This window comes from Psychroserpens sp. S379A, from assembly GCF_049800755.1.
Classification (GTDB): domain Bacteria; phylum Bacteroidota; class Bacteroidia; order Flavobacteriales; family Flavobacteriaceae; genus Psychroserpens.
In genome coordinates, this window is sequence record NZ_JBNAFQ010000001.1 from 832,196 (window position 1) to 848,430 (window position 16,235).

At 31.6% G+C, this 16,235-nt stretch carries 15 protein-coding genes and 1 tRNA gene; 10 read left to right on the top strand and 6 right to left on the bottom strand.

Translation table 11 applies throughout. From position 1 onward, the window contains the following. The first annotated feature begins 64 nt into the window (after positions 1 to 64). On the top strand, positions 65 to 1,768 hold the full coding sequence (locus ACP15M_RS03755) for a sodium:solute symporter (RefSeq protein ID WP_425075836.1): 1,704 nt from the start codon (positions 65 to 67) through the stop codon (positions 1,766 to 1,768). 78 nt (positions 1,769 to 1,846) lie between these two features. On the opposite strand, the gene ACP15M_RS03760 is transcribed toward ACP15M_RS03755, so the two are convergent. Next, the gene (locus ACP15M_RS03760) at positions 1,847 to 2,695 is read right to left on the bottom strand and encodes a DUF2911 domain-containing protein (protein WP_425075837.1); all 849 of its coding nucleotides are present in this window, start codon (positions 2,693 to 2,695) and stop codon (positions 1,847 to 1,849) included. 348 nt (positions 2,696 to 3,043) lie between these two features. Between ACP15M_RS03760 and ACP15M_RS03765 the strand changes: the two genes are divergently transcribed. After that, a complete protein-coding gene (locus tag ACP15M_RS03765) occupies positions 3,044 to 3,367 on the top strand; it encodes a SnoaL-like domain-containing protein (protein ID WP_425075838.1) in 324 nt (107 codons plus the stop codon). A 114-nt stretch (positions 3,368 to 3,481) separates the two neighbouring features. On the opposite strand, the gene murA is transcribed toward ACP15M_RS03765, so the two are convergent. From murA to ACP15M_RS03780, 3 genes are all read right to left on the bottom strand, one after another. Further along, on the bottom strand, positions 3,482 to 4,798 hold the full coding sequence (gene murA / locus ACP15M_RS03770) for a UDP-N-acetylglucosamine 1-carboxyvinyltransferase (RefSeq protein ID WP_425075839.1): 1,317 nt from the start codon (positions 4,796 to 4,798) through the stop codon (positions 3,482 to 3,484). Between the two features lie 10 nt (positions 4,799 to 4,808). Next, the gene (locus tag ACP15M_RS03775) at positions 4,809 to 5,456 is read right to left on the bottom strand and encodes a DUF4290 domain-containing protein (RefSeq protein WP_425075840.1); all 648 of its coding nucleotides are present in this window, start codon (positions 5,454 to 5,456) and stop codon (positions 4,809 to 4,811) included. Between the two features lie 87 nt (positions 5,457 to 5,543). Continuing rightward, the gene (locus ACP15M_RS03780; RefSeq protein WP_425075841.1) at positions 5,544 to 5,837 is read right to left on the bottom strand and encodes a DUF493 domain-containing protein; all 294 of its coding nucleotides are present in this window, start codon (positions 5,835 to 5,837) and stop codon (positions 5,544 to 5,546) included. 90 nt (positions 5,838 to 5,927) lie between these two features. Here ACP15M_RS03780 and ACP15M_RS03785 point away from each other — a divergent pair, with 90 nt between their 5' ends. From ACP15M_RS03785 to ACP15M_RS03805, 5 genes are all read left to right on the top strand, one after another. Continuing rightward, the gene (locus tag ACP15M_RS03785) at positions 5,928 to 6,467 is read left to right on the top strand and encodes an AAA family ATPase (RefSeq protein ID WP_425075842.1); all 540 of its coding nucleotides are present in this window, start codon (positions 5,928 to 5,930) and stop codon (positions 6,465 to 6,467) included. A gap of 2 nt (positions 6,468 to 6,469) precedes the next feature. Then, on the top strand, positions 6,470 to 8,368 hold the full coding sequence (locus tag ACP15M_RS03790) for a RecQ family ATP-dependent DNA helicase (RefSeq protein ID WP_425075843.1): 1,899 nt from the start codon (positions 6,470 to 6,472) through the stop codon (positions 8,366 to 8,368). A gap of 2 nt (positions 8,369 to 8,370) precedes the next feature. Beyond that, a complete protein-coding gene (gene fmt / locus ACP15M_RS03795) occupies positions 8,371 to 9,324 on the top strand; it encodes a methionyl-tRNA formyltransferase (protein WP_425075844.1) in 954 nt (317 codons plus the stop codon). 195 nt (positions 9,325 to 9,519) lie between these two features. Beyond that, positions 9,520 to 9,792, top strand: coding sequence for an HU family DNA-binding protein (locus tag ACP15M_RS03800; protein WP_091424321.1), 273 nt, complete (start codon positions 9,520 to 9,522; stop codon positions 9,790 to 9,792). A 160-nt stretch (positions 9,793 to 9,952) separates the two neighbouring features. Further along, positions 9,953 to 10,513 (top strand): YqgE/AlgH family protein, encoded by a 561-nt coding sequence (locus ACP15M_RS03805; RefSeq protein ID WP_425075845.1) that lies wholly within the window; start codon positions 9,953 to 9,955, stop codon positions 10,511 to 10,513. On the opposite strand, the gene ACP15M_RS03810 is transcribed toward ACP15M_RS03805, so the two are convergent. Continuing rightward, on the bottom strand, positions 10,510 to 11,355 hold the full coding sequence (locus ACP15M_RS03810) for an aminotransferase class IV (RefSeq protein ID WP_425075846.1): 846 nt from the start codon (positions 11,353 to 11,355) through the stop codon (positions 10,510 to 10,512). The two genes, ACP15M_RS03805 and ACP15M_RS03810, sit on opposite strands and share 4 nt — an antisense overlap. Positions 11,356 to 11,412: 57 nt before the next feature. Next, positions 11,413 to 11,805, bottom strand: coding sequence for an START-like domain-containing protein (locus tag ACP15M_RS03815; protein ID WP_425075847.1), 393 nt, complete (start codon positions 11,803 to 11,805; stop codon positions 11,413 to 11,415). Between the two features lie 129 nt (positions 11,806 to 11,934). On the opposite strand from ACP15M_RS03815, the gene ACP15M_RS03820 reads away from it, so the two are divergent. From ACP15M_RS03820 to ACP15M_RS03830, 3 genes are all read left to right on the top strand, one after another. Next, positions 11,935 to 12,008, top strand: a tRNA-Met gene (locus ACP15M_RS03820). A gap of 278 nt (positions 12,009 to 12,286) precedes the next feature. Then, positions 12,287 to 13,411: a T9SS type A sorting domain-containing protein gene (locus tag ACP15M_RS03825; protein ID WP_425075848.1), complete on the top strand. Its 1,125-nt coding sequence runs from the start codon at positions 12,287 to 12,289 to the stop codon at positions 13,409 to 13,411. Positions 13,412 to 13,682: 271 nt separating this feature from the next. Beyond that, positions 13,683 to 16,076, top strand: coding sequence for a M14 family zinc carboxypeptidase (locus ACP15M_RS03830; RefSeq protein ID WP_425075849.1), 2,394 nt, complete (start codon positions 13,683 to 13,685; stop codon positions 16,074 to 16,076). The last annotated feature ends 159 nt before the right edge of the window (positions 16,077 to 16,235 follow it).

Here is a 16,235-nt window from a genome sequence, read left to right on the forward strand (position 1 = left end):
TAGTTTTAGTAGCAAATGTTATTTATATTATTATGTTTTACCTCATCACTAAAGCCTTTTAAGAATGCAAACATTAGACTGGATTGTACTTATTGGAACATTATTACTTATTGTTACCTACGGAACTTACCAATCAAGAGGTAGTAAAAATGTAAAAGATTATTTAAAAGGCGGAAACACCTCAAAATGGTGGACCATCGGTTTATCGGTTATGGCTACTCAAGCCAGTGCTATCACTTTTTTATCAACGCCTGGACAAGCCTTTAATGACGGAATGGGTTTTGTGCAATTCTATTTTGGATTGCCTATTGCTATGGTCGTCATCTGCATGGTATTTATTCCCTTATACCATCGACTGAAAGTGTATACAGCTTATGAATTTCTTGAAAATCGATTCGACTTAAAAACAAGAACGCTTACAGCTATTCTGTTTCTTATTCAACGTGGTTTAGCTGCTGGAATCACAATTTTTGCTCCAGCCATTATTCTGTCTGCAGTTTTAGGATGGAATCTTTTACTACTTAACATTATTATAGGTGTTTTAGTTATTATTTACACCGTTTCTGGTGGAACAAAAGCTGTAAACGTAACTCAAAAACATCAAATGGTTGTCATTTTTACTGGAATGATTATCGCTTTTGTTTTAATCTTAAACAAGCTTCCTAACGATATTACGTTTACCAATGCACTTGAAATTGCTGGTGCAAGCGGAAAAATGGAAGTCTTAGATTTTTCTTTCGATTTTAATAATCGTTATACTGTGTGGAGTGGACTCATTGGCGGAACGTTTTTAATGCTCTCCTATTTTGGAACAGACCAAAGTCAAGTACAACGTTATCTCTCTGGAAAATCGTTAAAAGAAATGCAAATTGGAATGATGTTTAACGGACTCTTGAAAGTACCTATGCAATTTTTTATTTTGATGGTTGGTGTTATGGTATTTGTATTTTATCAATTTAATAAAGCTCCTGTTAATTTTAATCCTACAGCTACAGAAGTGGTTTTAAATTCTGAATATGCTGAAGATTATAAATCCATTGCAAACCAACAAGACCAACTATTTGAAGAAAAACAATTGCTTATCAATTCATTTGTTTCAAATAATAGCGAAGAAACATCTAAAGAAATTGCAATACTAAATCAGAAAAATGACGACTTAAGAGCCGAAGCTAGACAACTTATTGAACAAGCTGGAGATTCACAAAACATTAAGGTTGAAAGCAACGATAAGGATTACGTATTCATTCATTTTATACTAAATAATCTTCCAAAGGGATTAATCGGATTGCTTTTAGCTGTAATTTTAAGTGCAGCAATGTCTAGCACTTCTAGTGAACTCAATGCACTTGCCAGCACAACAACCATGGATTTATACAAACGAAATACCGCTGAGAAGTCAGATACTGAAATGGTAAAAGCATCCAGATGGTTTACTTTAGCTTGGGGAATTATAGCCATTGGAGTTGCCTGTGTTGCTAATCTTGCTGAAAATTTAATTCAGCTAGTTAATATAATTGGCTCCATTTTCTACGGAAATGTTCTTGGTATATTCTTATTAGGCTTCTTCTTTAAGTTTGTTAAAGGAAATGCTGTATTTATGGCTGCCTTAATCACGCAAGTTCTTGTTATTGCTTTATTTTTATTGAATGAATTTGAAGTTATTAACCTTCCATTTTTATGGCTAAACTTTGTAGGTTGTGTTATTGTTATCGGAATTGCATGTTTAATTCAAAGCTTGAATAGAAACAACTCTCTTTCTGAAGTATAAAAAAGAAAGTTTACTCATAAAAAAAAGACCTTTTTAAAATTCAAAAAAGGTCTTTTTTATGATTAGGAGAATCAAAAATTACATTGCTCCCCATTCTTTTAACGAATCCATGTTCATTTTAACATAGTCATCATTTTTAGCTTCTTTCGCACCTGCAAGAGATGCTTTAGCAGCAGAAATAGCTTTGTCTTTATTTCCAGCTTTTGCATGAATTAAAGATTGTTGACGCAACCACCAAAAACGAGGCTGATCTTTAGACATATCAATAGCCATATCAATCCATTTTACAGCTTGATTAATATCCTTGTCTGCTTCTAAATAATAACGAGCAGCAGCATAATAATCATCTGCACCAGGACCAGCCATAACCTTATCAATTGAAGCTGCAACAGCTTTATCGGTTGGCACTTCAAATTTTACACCTACATAAGATTTCTCCCACATCATTCCAATCATAGCAGAATCATTTGTTAAATCATCAAATGAAATGGTAAATGTTTCAATTGGCATTGGAATAGGAAATACATTAGCAGTTACTTTAGCAGCAACTTTTGAATCATCCCAATTTCTTGGTGTTCCCCAATTTTCAGCGTCAGAATAAAAAACTACTTCCCATGATTTTTTAGAAGGTGTTACATAAATAGCATAAGATCCAGCTTTTAATTCAGAACCTCCTATTGTTACATCATCACTAAATGTGATCATGGTATTTTTGTTAGCTCCTGTTCTCCATAGCTTTCCAAATGGCACTAGATCTCCAAAAATAGTTCGACCTCGCATATTTGGTCTTGAATATTCAATAGTCACATCAGTCAGTCCTACTTTCTGCTCAACTTTAGCAGAAGGACTAGGTTGTGGTGTTTCAATTTGTGCATTGACACTGAATGTCATAGCAAATACAGCGCATGCTAGTAATAATTTTTTCATTGTATTCGTTTTAATGATTAGTTTTAAACTCCTGTAAATTTACAAAGGAAGTCATCCTTTGGATGTTAAGAAAACCATAAATTAGCAATTCTAATTCGAGTTAAATTGCACTCACATCAACTAAAACAAGCCTCTAACAGTAATATTTATTTAATTGACAACTTGAGTGATTATTTGCAATTAAAAGCATTAGCTACACTAAAATCTAGTGTCGGCTTTTTGAAATCTCAGCTTTATACAAGATTAATATTCTTTTAAAACTTCTGATTTTATTTTTGGTTAACTTTAGTAACAATCTAAAAATCAATCATAATGAATACAAATGATGTTGCTTAAAAATGGGCAAAGATGTGCAGAGAAGGTAAAAACTTAGACTGCATTAACGAACTATATGCTGAAAATGTAATCAGTAAAAAAATGCCAGGAATGCCAGGAGAATTAATTACTGGAAAACAAAATGTTTGGAATAAAAGTAAAGAGTGGCTAGACAGCGTTGAAGATTTTCACACAAGTTCTGTTAATGATCCTGTTGTTGCTGGAAATTGGTTTACTGCAAAAATGGGATTTGACTGTACTTTTAAAGATCGTAGACGACAACAAATGGAAGAAGTCTGTGTTTATGAAGTAAAAGATGGTAAGATTGCTAGTGAGCAATATTTTTACACTATGTGATAACACTATTTAGTTATTTAGTGTAAAGTAGAAAAAGTGTAAAGTGCTGTTACGATTTTTAAACAAGCATACCTTACACTTTTTACTTTTTACTTATTACTTTTTACTAAAACATCAATTCCCTTCTACTCTTGTTATCTTTGCTCCAATAGCTCTTAATCGTTCATCAATATTTTCGTAACCTCGATCAATTTGTTCTATATTATGAATCGTTGATGTTCCTTTAGCTGATAAGGCAGCAATCAATAACGAAACTCCTGCTCTAATATCTGGAGATGTCATTGTTGTAGCTTTTAATTGTGATTTAAAATCATGACCAATAACTGTAGCTCGATGAGGATCACAAAGAATAATTTTTGCTCCCATATCAATTAACTTATCGACAAAGAACAAGCGACTTTCAAACATTTTTTGATGTACTAAAGCAGAACCTCTTGCTTGAGTTAAAACTACTAAAATAATACTTAACAAATCAGGCGTAAAACCTGGCCAAGGCGCATCTGATATTGTTAAAATCGAACCATCAATATAGCTTTGCACTTCATAACCATTGGTATGTGCTGGAATATGGATATCATCACCTTGACGCTCAACTGTAATTCCGATTTTACGAAATACATTAGGAATCAATCCTAAATCATCCCAACTCACGTTAGTAATAGTTAGTTCACTTTTTGTCATTGCAGCAAGACCAATCCAACTCCCAATTTCAATCATATCTGGAAGCATTCTATGTTCTGTTCCACCAAGCTTATCAACACCATCAATAATCAACATATTTGAGCCAATTCCACTAATCTTAGCTCCCATTCTATTCAGCATTTTACAGAGTTGCTGCAAGTATGGTTCGCAAGCTGCATTATAAATGGTTGTAGTACCTTTAGCTAAAACAGCTGCCATAACAATATTTGCTGTTCCAGTAACTGAAGCCTCATCAAGAAGCATATAGGTTCCTTTTAATGTATCGGCTTCCACACCATAGAAATAGTCTTCTCTGTTGTATCTAAATTTTGCTCCTAAATTAATAAAGCCTTCAAAATGAGTATCTAAACGACGACGACCAATCTTATCTCCTCCAGGCTTTGGAATGTAACCTTTTCCGAAGCGACCTAATAACGGACCAACAATCATAATTGAACCTCTTAGGCCTTTGCCATCTTCCTTAAATTCTGCAGATTCCAGATATTTTAAGTTAACCTCATCTGCTTGAAAGGTATAAGATCCTTTTCCTATGTGATTGACTTTAACACCTAACTTTTTGAGTAAGGCAATTAATTTGTTAACATCAATAATATCAGGTATGTTATCTATTCTAACTTCTTCGGCAGTAAGTAACACTGCACACAAAATTTGTAAAGCTTCATTTTTGGCTCCTTGAGGTTGAATTCTTCCTTTTAATTGGTGACCTCCTTCAATAATAAATGTTGACATGTACTAGGTATTAGTAACGTTTTCTATTTCGGTTAGAATTATTTTTCTTGTGATGAGATTTCTTATTATTAGAATATTTCTTTTTATTTCTCATCAAGCTTGAAGCATCTGATAAATCTTCAGTACTTCCTTTTAAATTGATTTTACCGTCTGATAATTCATATAAGTGGTTAAAAATCACATCATCTTCAACAGTATCTTTATTCCAATTTAAAAAACACTTTTTCATGTGATTGGCAATGGTATAAACCAAAGCTTCCTTTAATTCGCCTTCTTCCCATGTATTTGCAACATCTATCATAGTTTTGATGTTGTTTCCATAAAAACGATATTTAGGATGATTTTGAGGATATCTAAGAGGCTCAGGTCGCTCTGATAATTCTTCCTTTGAAGGCATTGGGTATGGCGAATCTGCATCTAATTCAAAATCAGACATAATAAAAAGCTGATCCCATAATTTATGTTGAAAATCAGGCACATCACGTAAATGTGGTTGAAGATTTCCCATGACATTAATGATAGATTTTGCAACCTTATTTCGTTCTTCTTTTGTTGGAAGTTCTTTACAGTGATTGATCATTTTTTGAAGATGTCTTCCGTATTCTGGAATAATCAAATGTTCACGTTCTGTGTTGTACTCTAAATTGTCTATTAACATGTAATTTATGTGTAGAATTTATAAATGCTGCATGAAGTTTTTCTGCATGCATGCAAAATACAAAAAAATAGTTAGTCAAGTAAAAAATTAAAGTGAAATAACTCCTTCAACTTTATCTGCAACTTCTTTATATTTTGAGATTACAGCGTCTGGATCTTTCATACCTACATTTACAGATACACTTGTATAAGTTCCTTTACCAGATTCTTTTGTAGTGATTACTGCACCAAGATTGTTAAATAAATCTTCTATTTGAAGTATTTTTTTTTCATCGGTAGGTACAATAAACTTATATAGATACACAGATGGCCAACTTGTTGTTTCATAAAGCTGGCTTCTCAATTTTTTATAAAATTCTTCAGATTTTTTATTTGAACTCATACTATTTCTTCTTCGGAAGCAAATATACACTTTACTTACATTTTGCTTTGCATAATTAATTGTTAATTTTACAACCAAAACCTTGCCAATTTGAATACACGCAAAATCGTCATTACAGGTGGACCAGGAACTGGAAAATCGTCTATCATAAATGAACTCTTAAAACGAGAATACAATTGCTTTGAAGAGATTTCAAGGCAAGTTACTTTAGATGCCAGAAAAGATGGTATTGAACAATTGTTTTTAACTAAACCATTACTTTTTAGCGAGTTACTTCTCAAGGCTCGTACAGAACAATATATTGAAGCAGCAGCTTCAACCGAAAATCTTGTGTTTTTAGATCGAGGCTTACCAGATGTAGTTGCTTATATGGATTATGCAAAAAGTGATTATCCTGAGCATTTTAACAACATATGCACAACTCATGTTTATGACAAGGTATTTGTTTTAGCACCTTGGCAAGAGATTTTTGTAAGTGATAGTGAACGTTATGAAAATTTTGACCAAGCAGTAGAAATCCACCATGCACTATTAGATACTTATAAACGATTTGGTTATGATCTTATTGATGTGCCTTTTGACACTATTGAAAAACGTGCCGATTTTATTATAGATGCGTTACATTTGTAGTAATGTCACATCCTATAAACATACTAGAACACTATTGGAATCACACCTCTTTTAGACCGCTTCAAGAGGACATTATCAATGCTGTTTTAGATAATGAAGACACCTTTGTTTTGTTACCAACTGGAGGCGGAAAATCGATTTGTTTTCAAATTCCTGCATTAATCAAAGAAGGTATCTGCATTGTAGTTTCTCCTCTTGTTGCTTTAATGAAAGATCAAGTACAAAGTCTTAAAGAGAAAGGTATTAAAGCTATGGCAATCACTAGCGGAATTAGTTATAATGAGCTAGACACCTTATTAGATAATTGTATTTACGGCAACTATAAATTTCTGTATTTATCTCCTGAACGATTACAACAAGACATTGTACAACAACGCATTCAACAAATGAATGTTAACCTTATTGCTGTAGATGAAGCCCATTGCATTAGTCAATGGGGAAACGATTTTAGACCTACTTATAAAAAAATCTCAGTTTTAAGAGCATTACAACCTAGTGTTAATATTATTGCACTTACAGCAACTGCAAAACCAAAAGTTGTTGAGGACATTATTTCTGAACTTGATTTTATATCGCCTAAAATTTTTAAAGCCTCATTTAAAAGACCAAACATTGCTTATCATGTTGTAAATAGTGAAGATAAATTTTATGATTTAAAACGATTACTTAAAACACATAAAGGCGCATCTATTATATATGTAAGAAGTAGAAAACTATCTGTTGAAATACACGAACAGTTAGAAAAATCTGGTTTTAGTTCTACCTTCTTTCATGGAGGTATTCCAACAAAAGATAAACAAGAACGTCTTAATCAATGGATGAATAACCAAAAAGAAATCATGGTCGCAACTACTGCTTTTGGTATGGGAATTGATAAACCTGATGTAAAAACAGTATTTCATATTAATTTACCCGAAAGTATTGAGAGTTATTATCAAGAAGCTGGTCGTGCTGGAAGAAACAACAGTGATGCTTATGCTATACTACTAACCAATGCATCTGATGAGCAACGCTTAAAAAATCAATTTATAAACACATTACCATCTATAGATGATATTAAAATCATTTACAGAAAACTCTGTAACTATTTTCAAATTTCTTATGGTGAAGGCGAATTTTCTTCGCATCAATTTAACTTTAATGATTTTTGCAAAGTTTATAATTTTAAAGTAACGCAAGCTTTCAACACGCTTCAAATTCTAGATAGAAATAGTATTATTAAGTTATCACAACAGTTCAATTATAAAACGACATTACAATTTACGATTAGCAATACAGCTTTATTTTCCTATTTAGAACGTCAAAAAGATGTAGAATTGATTGTGAAGTCAATTCTTAGAACTTATGGTGGCATTTTTGAACATGCACTTGCCATTAATCTATCATTAATTGCCAATAAAACATCAAAAAACGAAAAAAAAATCATACGTGTTTTACAACAATTAGATGCAGATAATGTTGTTGATTTCTCTTATTCTAATACAGATTCTGAAGTTGTATTTTTGCAACCTAGAGAAGATGACAAAACCATTAATCGAATAGCAAAAAGCATTGAGCAACAACATGAACTGAAACAGCTTCAGGTAAATTCGGTATTGCAATATGTTGCAAATGATTCAGATTGTAAGCAACGACAACTTTTAAAGTATTTTGGTGAAAACACTAATGAAGTTTGCAAAAAATGTTCTGTGTGTATATCAAATTCAGATGAAACAAGTACTACTGATTTAATAACCGTTCAAAAACACATCATCACAATTTTAACACAAAAAAGTTGTAATTCAAGACAACTTACTGAAGCATTGCCATATAAAGACACTCAAATTGTTGAGGTTTTAAAACGATTACTAGAACATCAAATTATTGAAATGACACCTTCAAACACCTATAAAATAAAGTAATTATGAGTAAAGACAAGTTAAGAATTGTATTTATGGGCACACCCGATTTTGCTGTAGCCACTTTAAAAACTTTAGTAGATGCAAAATATCATATTGTGGGTGTGATTACTGCTCCAGATAAACCTGCAGGTCGAGGTAGAAAATTAAATGAATCTGCAGTTAAAAAGTATGCACAATCTGAAGGTTTACCTATTTTACAACCGACAAATTTAAAAGCAGAATCTTTTTTAGAAGAATTAAGAGCTCTTGAAGCCAATTTACAAATTATAGTAGCTTTTAGAATGTTACCTGAAGTGGTTTGGAATATGCCAAAGTACGGAACATTTAATCTTCATGCATCGTTATTACCAAATTATAGAGGTGCAGCTCCAATACATTGGGCTATTATAAATGGCGAAACAAAAACTGGTGTTACCACCTTTTTTATTGATGAAAAAATAGACACAGGAGCAATGATTCTTCAAGATGAGATTGATATAGAACCTACCGAAACTGTAGGCTCGCTTCATGACAAACTTATGAATATTGGTAGTGCCTTAGTTTTAAAAACCGTTAAGCTCATTGAAAAAGGCAACATTGAAACGACTATTCAGCCTAAAGTCGAAAATTTAAAAACTGCATATAAGCTCAATAAAGACAATTGCAAAATAGACTGGACATTACCTTTAGATGATATTTATAATAAGATAAGAGGTTTGAACCCATTTCCTGCGGCTTGGACTTACCTCAACAACGGAAATGATACATTAAGTGTGAAAATTTTTAAAGTTGAAAAATTAAAAGAAACACATGATTTAGACATAGGAAGTCTTGTAACGAATAAAAGTGAACTAAAGGTTGCTGTAAAAGAAGGGTTTATAAATATTAAAGAAATCCAGTTGCCAGGTAAACGAAAAATGGAAGTGAAATCTTTATTAAATGGATTTCATTTTGAAGAAAACGCAAAACTGCTTTAAACCCTTATTATCATTGATATTACAAAAAACCCGATAAAATGCACATCCTTTATTAACAAATATGTTAAGTTATCAACAAATATTCGTATTTCCCTTGCTATTACTTGCGTAGATGGATTTTACATATAAATTTGTAGACGGATTTAACATTATGTTTAACCCAACTATATATTAATAATTTAAAATTTAATTTTTATGAACAAAACAGATTTAATCAATGGAATGGCAGAAAATGCTGGAATTACAAAAGCAGCTGCTAAAAAAGCATTAGATTCATTATTAATTGACATCGAAGGATCATTACAAAAAGGAAATAGAGTTTCTTTAGTAGGATTTGGTTCATGGTCAGTATCTAGAAGATCTGCAAGAGAAGGAAGAAACCCTCAAACTGGTAAGACTATACAAATCAAAGCTAAAAACGTAGTTAAGTTTAAAGCTGGTTCTGATTTAAGTAATGCTGTTAACTAAGCATCACCTAAAATAGAAGAAAAGCCCACTTTTATAAAAGTGGGCTTTTCTTTTTTATACAACTTTGTAATACTAATTAAACTGCAGTAGGTGCTTTAGTTGTTGAATTTATTGGTTTTTAAAGAAATATGTTTTAGATTTAGTATATAAATCATATGCTATGATTACTATAAAGCCCAAAAAAGGCGATTTATTAATTGCTGAGCCATCAATTATTGGCGATTTATCTTTTAATAGATCTGTTATTCTTCTTGCAGATTATAACAGCATGGGTTCTATTGGTTTTATTTTAAACAAACCATTAGACTATACGCTTCATGATTTAATTCCAGAAACAAAAGCCAACTTTAAAGTCTTTAATGGTGGACCTGTAGAACAAGACAATTTATATTTTATTCATCAAGTTCCAGATTTAATTCCAGATAGTATAGAGATTTCTCTTGGGATTTTTTGGGGAGGAAACTTTGAAGTTGTTTTACAACTCCTTGAAGAAGATAAGCTTTCGAGCTCAGATATTCGATTCTTTTTAGGCTATTCGGGTTGGGACCCACAGCAATTAGAAAATGAATTACTATCTAATTCTTGGATTGTGACCAAAAACATCTACAAAAAAGAGCTCATGGAAAAATGCTGTGATTCGTTTTGGAAAGAAAAAATGCTCGAACTAGGCGGAAACTATTTACTATGGTCTAATGCGCCTGAAGATCCGAGTTATAATTAAGACACTCTTAATTTAATATTCAAGCGTCTTAATATATCTTCAGAGATTGTTGTAGAAAATTCTTTTTTGCGATATTTCAATATAGGCTGAATACCAATAATAACATTACTAATAAATAACTCATCAGCTTTTTGAAGTTCAAAAGGAGAAATTGAGGTTTCTTCAATAACATAATCTCCAGAATTAACAATCACTTCTATAAGCTGTTTTCGCATTATTCCCTTTAAACAACCATCTTCTAATGGTGGTGTTTTTATCGTTTCGCCAGAAACTAAAAACAAATTCCCATTTAATGCTTCAACAACATTTTTATTGGTGTTTAACAACAAACAATTGTGCCAACTATTTTCTTCGGCATAAATACTTCCTAAGACATTAATGGCTTTATTATTTGTTTTTAGAGTAGACAATAAACCTGGAGCTATAAAAAAATCTTTATACAAATCAACGGTATATTGACTTTGTTTAGAGATAGTGTAAAAATCTGAAGATAATGTTTCGGCTGAAATATTATAACTGATTTTTTGTTCAGACGGAAGGTACTTTCCACCATTACCTCTATCGACATTTAATCTAATTCTCGCAGATGATTTAAGAAGAGAGTTTGCTTCAAGCGTTTTTAGAATTTCAGACTCAAGAAATTCCATAGTAAAATTCATTGGTATTTCCATACGCATGATACGCATAGAAGCCATCAGTCTAAAGTAATGATCTTCCCAAAACAATAGTTTGCCATGAACAGCTTTTACAGTTTCAAATACAGCATCTCCATATTTGTAGCCTCTATTTTCGCTAGTAATTAAACTTGAATCCTTTAGTAATTCGCCATTGAGATTTATCATAAAAAAAGTCTCGATTAAACATCGAGACAAATATAAAACTTATATTACTGTGAAATCTTACGCAGACCCTAAAACTTGTTTTAAATCAGAAATTTGATTATCCCAAAGCATTTTAGCTTCATCTAATTCATCTTCTTCGGTAAAATCGGTAACAATAATTGAAACGTCTTTAGTAATCTCATCTACCTGAATTCTAATTTCAAAAAAGTAACTATCACCTTCTTCCTCATCAGTCATCCATCTAAATTTAATACGCTCACCACTTTTTTTGCTAAGTAACTTTGCTTTTTCTTCAGAGCCATCCCAGATAAATGTAAAAAACTCACCTCGCGAATTTACGTTGTCGGCAAACCATTCAGACAAGCCTGAAGGTGTTGATATATATTGATATAAAAGTTGTGGAGAAGCGTGAATAGGAAACTCCATTTCGAACTTGATTTTGTCTTCCATTTGTAATTTTATTATGAGGCTCAATATATATAAATAATTGTGGAGATTAAAACTAAACAGTAAAAAATATTTTAATCATTTAATGTTTGTTGCCATAGATTTTGTTTTTATATTTGCAGCCGAAATTATGGCGAGGTAGCTCAGTTGGTTAGAGCGTCGGATTCATAACCCGGAGGTCACGAGTTCAAATCTCGTTCTCGCTACAAAATTTTAAATTATTAATAATAAACGGTTTAGCTCACGCTAGACCGTTTTTTTATGAAAAACATTTATGAATTAACTACTCTAGGTATTGGAAATGAATACGTTTTAACACACAAAAAGAACATTATTTCAACATGAAAGTATTTAATCGAAAATTATAAATACTCTATAACTTAAATAAGATTTTTACTACATTGCGATTCAAAATGATGCCGCTTAAACTTAGCACATTATAGTTAACATTAAACCCAAATATTATTCAGTTAAATTTAATCAAATGAAACAAACCTACTTATTACTTGTCTTAGTCGTTTATTTTTTCTATACCAACACTATTAATGCTCAAACCGATTTAATATACCATGTTGATTCTGGAGAAGGTGTATTTACTACTCTTTTAGATGGCACTTCAAAAAATTCATTGGCTTCTTACACAGCTAGCGCTTCTTCTTTAGCTCACGATATTGAACTAGATGTCACAAATAATCATATGTATGTGCTTGACGTAAATGGTAGAAATTTAATACGATATGACTTAGATGGTAACAACTCAACACTCGTCTACTCCTACTTAACTACACCAAGAGATATGGAGCTAGATACCACAAACGGTATTATTTATCATATTGTTAATGGCGAAGTATTCTCGACAAGTTTAGTTGGTAGTAACAAAAACTCTCTCATAACGTATACACCTTCGTCTACTAATTTATTAGATGAACTCGAGTTAGATGTAAATAATAATCATATGTATATTCTAAATATTAATGGAGATCATTTAACACGATACAATTTAGATGGTAGCAATAGTACTCTCATATATAGTTATACAGGTGGAACACAATACCCAAGCGACTTTACCACAGATTTTACTAATAATTTAATTTACCACATTAGTAGAGATAATACCGCTGGAGAAATTTTTACAACAGACCTGTTAGGAAATTCAAAAACTATATTAACGACTTTTACTGCAGGTGCTTCACTTTTGTATGTTGATATTGAACTAGATATTGAAAATAACCATATGTATCTACTTTCAACAAATGGAGATTTACTAGATCGATATGATTTAGATGGCTCTAATAAAACTTCAATACAGAGTTATTCTGGTAGCTTTCCAAAAGATATTGTTATTTTTAAAGTTGACTCTACACTATCTTTAAATGACTCTGAAGTTTTTAATGATAAACTATCCCTTTTTCCAAATCCGTCAAATGAATTTATTCAAATTATGAACTTAGAATCTAAGCTTTATTATGCTATTTATAACACATTAGGAGCAGAAATTCAAAACGGTAGGATTACTAGTGAAGATCAAATTGATGTTAGTGGATTCGAAAATGGATTGTATTTCATAAAATTTGAGAATGGAACTACACTTCAGTTTATAAAAAAATAAGACTTATTTTGTCTTTTAGAGCCAAAAACCACAACAAGTAAAACACGTTGTGGTTTTTGTTTTTATATTCTTTTATACTATAAAATATAACTACAACAAACTTTACTTTAAAAGTAGAGTTTATCAAAAATCAGAAATCTCTATTTAAGCTTAATTCATAAAATACATGCATTTCATCGGATTTTATTGTATTTCATAGATGATTATTCAAATAAAATCATATCTTAGCCACAAATTTAGATCTCCAAATCTATCTAAAACTCCAAAACCTATGAGAAAAATTACATTCTTATATGTATTACTTATGTGTGTAACAATAAGTCTACATTCTCAAACTAATAATTTACAAAAAGCTCAAAACTATATAGAAACTCGTGGTGAAGTATGCTTTGTATTTACAGCAAATAGCGAACAACAAGTGCATGAAATTTCACAATTTCTTTCTATTGGTCATAATGTAAATCACGAAACCCTAGAAATTGAAGCTTTTGCAAACGCTGAAACATTTCAACAATTTTTAACTTATGGAGTACCATTTGTAGTTAATGAAAGTGACAATGAATTTACAACTAGTACAAATTCCAGTTTAGAAACTACAACTTGGGATACAGACTGGAACGCATATCCAACATACACCCAATATGTAGACAAAATGAATTACTTTGTTACTACATATCCTAATCTATGTTCTTTAGAATCTATTGGAAACTCAGTTAACGGAAGACAGCTTTTGATGCTTAAAATTTCTGATAATATAAATTCTAATGAAGCTGAACCAGAATTCATGTATACATCATCTATGCATGGTGATGAATTGGCTGGTTTTCCTTTAATGATAAGGCTAGCCGAATATTTATTAAGTAATTATGGTTCTGATAGTGAAGTTGATGGTATTGTAAACAATACCGTAATATACATTAACCCATTAGCAAATCCTGATGGAGCTTACCGAAATGCTGGCAATAACACCATTACCAATCCTATTAGAGCAAATGCCAATGGTCAAGATTTAAACAGAAATTATGTCGATAATATAGCTGGACTACATTACGAAGGTACTTACGAACCAGAAACATTAGCTTTTATGAAATTTGAAGAAGCTCACAATATTGTGATGTCTGCAAACTTTCATGGTGGTACTGAATTGGTAAACTATCCTTATGATAACACCTACGACCAACATGCAGATCACGACTGGTTTGAATACATATCTGTAGAATATGCTACAAATGCACAAAATAATAGTCCATCAGGTTATATGACTGTTGATGAAGATGCAGATGTATATCCAAGTCCTGGTGTTACTCATGGTGCAGAATGGTATCGTGTTTATGGTGGTCGTCAAGATTATATGAATTATTACAGAGGTGGTCGAGAGGTGGTTGTTGAATTATCTGATACCAAATGGATTCAAGGCAATGCTATTAATAACCACTGGAATTACAACAAACAAGCCTTTTTAGATTATATGAAACAAGTTAACTATGGATTTCAAGGTATTGTCTCTGATGAGTCTGGAAACCCTGTTGTTGCTAAAATCTCAATTGCTGGACATGACGCTTTAAATTCATTCATATTTTCAAATGCAGATTTAGGTGATTATTATAGATTAATTAAAGGAGGAAACTATAATGTTACTTTTGAAGCTCCTGGTTATGTAACTCAAACTATAAATGTGAATGTTACAGATAATGCTCAAACCATTCAAAATGTTACTATGGCTTCTATAACTGCTAAACCTGTTAGTAATGATGTTACAATTAATGAAAATGAAAGTACAACTTTAACAGCTACAGGATTGGGCACTATTAATTGGTATGAAAACATTGACGACACAACTCCTATAGCAACAGGAAATAGCTACACAACTCCAAATTTAACTGATACTAGATCGTACTTTGTTGAAGATGTTATTACTAAGAGTAATGCTGGCTCAACTAATCATTCGGCAAATGGAAGCTTTTTTGCTGGAGGAACAACAGATCGCTATTTGGTTTTTGACAATACTGAAGCAGTTATGCTAAAGAATGTAACAATCAACACAGATAATATAGGAGAAATGGAGGTTCAATTACAAGACGATTCCGGAAATGTATTAGACTCAAGGCTTATATTAATCGAAAACTCAGGTGTACAACAAATTGAACTCAATTTCACACTTCCAGTAGCAAATAATTTAAGGTTAGTAAGTGCAGAATTATCTGCAGGCTTTAGATTATGGAGAAACAATACTTCAGCTGGAACGTCTTATCCATATACGAGTGGTTCTATTACAATTAAAGACAATAATATAAATAATTTAGATTACTATTATTTCTTTTATGATTGGAATCTTGAAGACTTTAAAAGTGCTAGAGAAGAAGTCGTTGTAACTGTTGAAGATACTCTCAACATTGTTAATGAAACCTTAGAACAAGTAAGTATATTTCCTAACCCATTCAATAACTCGATTACAATTAAAATGCCAAATACTGAACACTTCAAAATTAGTGTCGAATTATATGATATCAGTGGTAGAATTATTTTTAATTATTCTAACATTAATATTGACAACGGAGTTTACAGTCTTCAAAACATGGGAAGCTTATCAAAAGGCTCTTATTTCTTAAAAATTACTGATAATGAAAATGATAGCTTTATAACAAAGCAAATAATAAAACAATAGAGAAAACATTGTACTTTATAAAAAAGGTTGAAATTTTAACTTTTTTCACATCATTGATTTACAGCACATTAAAAATCATGAGATGTATTTCATCGAATTTATTTGCATTTCATGGAGTTACACCTTATGTTTGTATCATTAAATAGTTAGTCCCAAACT

Coding starts and splice junctions, on each gene's coding strand:
- ACP15M_RS03755 (WP_425075836.1), top strand. CDS start 65: ATGCAAACATTAGACTGGATTGTACTTATTGGAACATTATTACTTATT.
- ACP15M_RS03830 (WP_425075849.1), top strand. CDS start 13,683: ATGAGAAAAATTACATTCTTATATGTATTACTTATGTGTGTAACAATA.
- ACP15M_RS03805 (WP_425075845.1), top strand. CDS start 9,953: ATGATTACTATAAAGCCCAAAAAAGGCGATTTATTAATTGCTGAGCCA.
- ACP15M_RS03800 (WP_091424321.1), top strand. CDS start 9,520: ATGAACAAAACAGATTTAATCAATGGAATGGCAGAAAATGCTGGAATT.
- ACP15M_RS03780 (WP_425075841.1), bottom strand. CDS start 5,837: ATGAGTTCAAATAAAAAATCTGAAGAATTTTATAAAAAATTGAGAAGC.
- murA (WP_425075839.1), bottom strand. CDS start 4,798: ATGTCAACATTTATTATTGAAGGAGGTCACCAATTAAAAGGAAGAATT.
- fmt (WP_425075844.1), top strand. CDS start 8,371: ATGAGTAAAGACAAGTTAAGAATTGTATTTATGGGCACACCCGATTTT.
- ACP15M_RS03790 (WP_425075843.1), top strand. CDS start 6,470: ATGTCACATCCTATAAACATACTAGAACACTATTGGAATCACACCTCT.
- ACP15M_RS03810 (WP_425075846.1), bottom strand. CDS start 11,355: ATGATAAATCTCAATGGCGAATTACTAAAGGATTCAAGTTTAATTACT.
- ACP15M_RS03760 (WP_425075837.1), bottom strand. CDS start 2,695: ATGAAAAAATTATTACTAGCATGCGCTGTATTTGCTATGACATTCAGT.
- ACP15M_RS03775 (WP_425075840.1), bottom strand. CDS start 5,456: ATGTTAATAGACAATTTAGAGTACAACACAGAACGTGAACATTTGATT.
- ACP15M_RS03815 (WP_425075847.1), bottom strand. CDS start 11,805: ATGGAAGACAAAATCAAGTTCGAAATGGAGTTTCCTATTCACGCTTCT.
- ACP15M_RS03765 (WP_425075838.1), top strand. CDS start 3,044: ATGTGCAGAGAAGGTAAAAACTTAGACTGCATTAACGAACTATATGCT.
- ACP15M_RS03825 (WP_425075848.1), top strand. CDS start 12,287: ATGAAACAAACCTACTTATTACTTGTCTTAGTCGTTTATTTTTTCTAT.